At 34.7% G+C, this 3,772-nt stretch carries 7 protein-coding genes; all 7 read right to left on the bottom strand.

Annotation, left to right across the window (positions count from 1 at the left end; genetic code table 11):
• The coding region (locus E7Z79_RS09485; protein ID WP_303739694.1) for a GTP-binding protein at positions 1 to 172 on the bottom strand (172 nt) is incomplete at its 3' end.
• A 51-nt stretch (positions 173 to 223) separates the two neighbouring features.
• The gene (locus E7Z79_RS09480; RefSeq protein WP_303739692.1) at positions 224 to 607 is read right to left on the bottom strand and encodes a 30S ribosomal protein S6e; all 384 of its coding nucleotides are present in this window, start codon (positions 605 to 607) and stop codon (positions 224 to 226) included.
• Between the two features lie 34 nt (positions 608 to 641).
• Positions 642 to 2,432, bottom strand: a complete 1,791-nt coding sequence (gene infB, locus E7Z79_RS09475) for a translation initiation factor IF-2 (protein ID WP_303739691.1) — start codon at positions 2,430 to 2,432, stop codon at positions 642 to 644.
• 38 nt (positions 2,433 to 2,470) lie between these two features.
• Positions 2,471 to 2,923 (bottom strand): nucleoside-diphosphate kinase, encoded by a 453-nt coding sequence (ndk, locus tag E7Z79_RS09470; RefSeq protein WP_292603960.1) that lies wholly within the window; start codon positions 2,921 to 2,923, stop codon positions 2,471 to 2,473.
• Positions 2,920 to 3,081, bottom strand: a complete 162-nt coding sequence (locus tag E7Z79_RS09465; RefSeq protein ID WP_303739690.1) for a 50S ribosomal protein L24e — start codon at positions 3,079 to 3,081, stop codon at positions 2,920 to 2,922. Before E7Z79_RS09465 ends, ndk begins: the two co-directional genes overlap by 4 nt.
• 14 nt (positions 3,082 to 3,095) lie before the next feature.
• Positions 3,096 to 3,302 (bottom strand): 30S ribosomal protein S28e, encoded by a 207-nt coding sequence (locus E7Z79_RS09460; protein WP_292801795.1) that lies wholly within the window; start codon positions 3,300 to 3,302, stop codon positions 3,096 to 3,098.
• Between the two features lie 34 nt (positions 3,303 to 3,336).
• Positions 3,337 to 3,705 (bottom strand): 50S ribosomal protein L7Ae, encoded by a 369-nt coding sequence (gene rpl7ae, locus E7Z79_RS09455; protein WP_303739693.1) that lies wholly within the window; start codon positions 3,703 to 3,705, stop codon positions 3,337 to 3,339.
• Between the last annotated feature and the right edge of the window lie 67 nt (positions 3,706 to 3,772).

Raw genomic sequence — 3,772 nt, 5'->3', positions numbered from 1 at the left:
TAGGACATTTTTTAAATTCAATGTCAGCATAACCCAAACGAATTGAAATACCTCTTTTTGTTTCCTCACTGTGAGTATCAGTCCATACACCTGATAATGCCTTAGTAAGAGTAGTCTTACCATGGTCTACGTGACCAACTAAACCTATGTTAACATCTGACTGTACGTTCACAGATAACCACCTTTTTTATTTTAAGTTAAAGTAATGAGAAAAATAGTAAAACTATTCTTCCTCTTCTTCACCAGCACCAAGAATTTCAGCTATTGATTTGCTTCCAGCTTCAGTAACTACAGTGTTGATTTGTACAATATCATCAGCAATAGTGTTTCCTCTAACGGTTTTTCTTCTTTTAACACCATCTGCTTTAGGATGATAACCAGTACCTCCAGTTAATAAACTTTTTATTCTTCTAGTACCTGAAACATCTTTTTTCATGGTGAAACCGTTTTTATCACTACCACCAGTTATTTTTAAAGTGTAACCGTCTAAACCAACAATAGCACCATCAAATTCATCACCGATGACTAAACCGTTAAGTGCTTTGGTATCATCGATTTCCACTTGATGAGTTTCAGCTTTTTGAGACACAACAATTTTGAATGCCATGGTATTCCTCCATAATTTTTATAACAATTATTTATTATTCAAAAAGACCAAATTTACCCCAATCTGGATCTTGTTTACGTTTAATTTCGACAAACTCATATAAAGTTTCAAATTCATCCTCTGTTAACTTGTCTTTAAATTCCCTTTCAATGAATTTATAATGTTTTTCTGGAATATCAACATATAATTCATCACCTTCGTCAAAATGTTTTCCAACAATGGCATCTTTAATTGCCATAGCCACCCTTTGACCTCTAGGGATAGAAGGTAATGTTTCACCCTTATCTTCCATACTGGCTATAACACCAACATATTCGCCATTCTTATTGATTAATGTTTGACCTTGTTTGACTGTACCACTAATGGATTCGATTCCAATAATAGCGGGTTTGCTTTGACGGAAAACTAATTTCGGCAAAGACATGAATTTTGCAGGTTTAATGATAGCATCATAAAACGCCTTTTTCTTTGCTTGTTCCATTTCATCAATCCAGGCTTCATAATCTTCAATAATCTGATAGATTACATCACCTTTGAATAATTTGACATCTGAATTCTCCAAATCCTCTTGAGAATTAGGATTGACATTTACATTAAAAGCAATGATTGCACCATGTGCATCATTCTCATTTAAAGCAATGGATGAATTGATTATATCTCTACGATTAACATCACCGATATCCGCTTCACGAATAGGAATGTTCAATTCCTTGAGTAACTTAACAATAGCTTCAAGAGAACCTAAGGTATCAGCTTTAACTAAAACACCTTCATCATCAGTGCTTATAGTGATATCTTCAATTTCCTTTAAGATTTCCTCTTCCACATCCTCCTTATCATTCAATACTCTTAATGGAGAACCTGAAATTACATCATCTAAATTAGGAGCAGCTATTTTGATACCTGCAGCTGCAACCACTTCATCGAACTTTTGGAATTTCTTTTTGGAATCTCTCATTTCCTCAAGTGGAAGCGGCCTTAAGATAGATCTGATTTTAGTTGTTAAAACCTCATTTGAAGAGGTCATCAAAGCTATTTCATCATTAGTTCGCAAAACACCATCATAGATAATACTATCAATTGTGAGACCTAAACCAACTTCTTCTTTAATCTCCAATACTGTACCTTTAGCTGGAGCATCCTCATTGATTTCAAGCTGTTCGGTTAAATATTCCTGAGCAAGACCCAAAAGCATTGCCAAAACCTCAATAACTCCTTCACCTGACCTAGCACTAATAGGAATAATACTGATTTGTGAAGCGAAGTTACTGATTCTGTCGAACCTTTCAGATTGGAATCCTTCCTTGTGAAGGGTACCGACAATCTCATAGACCTTGGTGTCCAAAGCTTGCTGTACACTTGGGGCCTGCTGATTGAAAGATTCTTTAAATGAAGCTCCTTCATGGACTTCCCAACCAAAAATCATGTCAATCTTGTTTGCGACAACAATGAAAGGAGTCTTATACATCTTGAGAATATTTATTGCCTCATATGTTTGCGGTTTAAAACCGTCATTGATATCAAGAATTAAAACAGCCAAATCCGCTAAAGCGCCACCACGTTTTCTTAAACTGGTAAATGCTGCGTGACCTGGAGTGTCAATAAAGAACAAACCTGGTATTAAATCTTTGATAGTTAATCGTGATATAAAATTCCCACAGATTTCTTCAATAGTATCGTTTGGAATTTCTGTAGCACCAATATGTTGTGTAATACCACCTGCTTCCTTATCAGCAATAGCACTACCTCTAATATAATCTAATAATGTAGTTTTTCCATGGTCTACATGTCCTAAAACTGATACAATCGGGGATCTGATTTTCATAATATCTTCTTTAATAATAAATCTTTTAAAATCTAAATTTATTCATAAATTAAATCATTATCGATAATTTGATAATCACAAATTTCATCTTCATTAAAGAAAAGGCCAATTTCTCTTTCTGCAGATTCAGGAGCATCTGATGCATGGATAATGTTTCTTCCGGTATCCATACCGAAGTCTCCTCTAATAGTTCCAAGATCTGCTTCTAAAGGATTGGTTGCTCCAACAATTTTTCTAATAGTAGTGATTGCTTCTTCCCCTTGAATTACCATTGCAAGGCATGGTGAAGAAGTAATGTATTCAACTAAACTTGGGAAAAATGGTTTTTCAGCGTGTTCTCCATAATGAGTTTTTGCTAAATCTTCATCAATTTGAATTAATTTACATGCTACGATTTGAAGACCTTTATCTTCAAAACGGGATAATATTTTACCCATGAGACGTCTTTGAACAGCGTCTGGTTTCATCATTACAAAACTTTTTTGAATCATTGTTTAACCCATTTAACTTTTCTTGGAACTCTTCCGAGTTTAATCATATTTTTTTCGCATTTGCTGCTACAAAAGAAATAAATTGTACCGTCTCTTTTAACGTACATTTTTCCTGTACCTTCTTCTATTTCTTTTTGACAGAATGAACAAGTTCTCATGCTTTTACACCTTCTTAAGGAGTTCTAATTTCTTTAGCTTCTCTAATTGTATCAAGTAACATTAAAATGTCGCCTTTTCTTACAGGACCCATAATGTTTCTTGTTAAAATTCTTCCTTTATCTCTACCATCGAGGATTCTGCATTTAATTTGCATAACCTCACCAGTCATACCAGTTCTTTTTAAAACTTCAATGACTTCAGCAGGAGTTCCTTCTTCCATTTAAATCACCGTAAAAATCCTTAAAAGAATTTATCTATTCTTTTAATTCAGCAACTTTTTCTACGATTTCAGCTACAGCAGCTTCTGCGTCACCAGCATCAACAATACATGCGGAAGCAGTACCAACAGTTAAACCAGCAGCTACGCCAACTTGTTCTTTGGTTGGTAAGTATACGTAAGGAATTTCTTTTTCATCAGCTAATACAGGAATGTGTGCAACGATTTCAGCAGGATCAACATCTTCTGCGATAACAACTAATGCTGCATCTCCTCTTTCGATGAATTTGGTTACTTCGTTAGTACCTTTTGCTACTTTACCAGTAGATTGTGCGGTTTCTAATGCTTCTTCAGCTTGTTTAGCTAATTCTTCAGGTGTGTCAAATTTTACATAAATGTTTGCCATAATATATACCTCCTTTTTCATCTGGCATTGCCATCCATCGGCAGATATTATAATCCATTTTGAATCA

It is taken from the genome of Methanobrevibacter thaueri (genome assembly GCF_015062905.1).
Lineage (GTDB): Archaea > Methanobacteriota > Methanobacteria > Methanobacteriales > Methanobacteriaceae > Methanocatella > Methanocatella thaueri_A.
This window is presented reverse-complemented; position numbering and strand designations above follow the sequence as displayed.